The 600-nt window shown below is 70.7% G+C and carries 1 protein-coding gene; it reads left to right on the top strand.

Features of this window, described 5'->3' with window-relative positions; genetic code table 11:
- A partial coding sequence (locus BFF77_RS32620; RefSeq protein WP_066957186.1) for a SigE family RNA polymerase sigma factor occupies positions 1–559 on the top strand: 559 nt, incomplete at its 5' end.
- Positions 560–600: the final 41 nt, after the last annotated feature.

The following is a 600-nucleotide window of genomic DNA, read 5'->3' as shown; positions in this document are numbered from 1 at the left end:
CTCGGGGGAGCGGAGGCTCCCGGCGGAGCGGGCGGACGCCGAGGCGGCGTTCACCGCCTACGTCCAGGAGCGCCGTGCCTCCCTGTACGCCACCGCCTACCACCTCACCGGCGACCGGTTCGAGGCCGAGGACCTGCTCCAGAGCGCCCTCTTCTCGACATACCGGGCGTGGGACAGGATCAGCGACAAGGCCGCGGTCGGGGGCTACCTGCGGCGCACGATGACCAATCTGCACATCAGCGCCTGGCGCAGGCGCAAGCTCAACGAGTATCCGACGGAGGAGCTGCCGGAGACGGCGGGCGACACCGACGCGATGCGCGGCACGGAACTGCGCGCGGTGCTCTGGCAGGCGCTCGCCCGGCTTCCGGAGCTCCAGCGCACGATGCTGGTACTGCGCTACTACGAGGGCCGCACCGATCCGGAGATCGCGGACATCCTCGGCATCAGTGTCGGCACGGTGAAGTCGAGCATCTGGCGGTCGCTCCGCCGGCTGCGCGAGGACGAGGTCCTCAGCTTCGGCCGTGACGAGGAGGAGTCCTTCGGCGAACTGGTCGCCTGAGGATCGCGGGGGGAAGCACGGGGGAACAGGGGGAGCACGGG

The sequence above is a fragment of the Streptomyces lushanensis genome, from assembly GCF_001700515.1.
Taxonomy (GTDB): Bacteria; Actinomycetota; Actinomycetes; order Streptomycetales; family Streptomycetaceae; genus Streptomyces; species Streptomyces lushanensis.
This window is presented reverse-complemented; position numbering and strand designations above follow the sequence as displayed.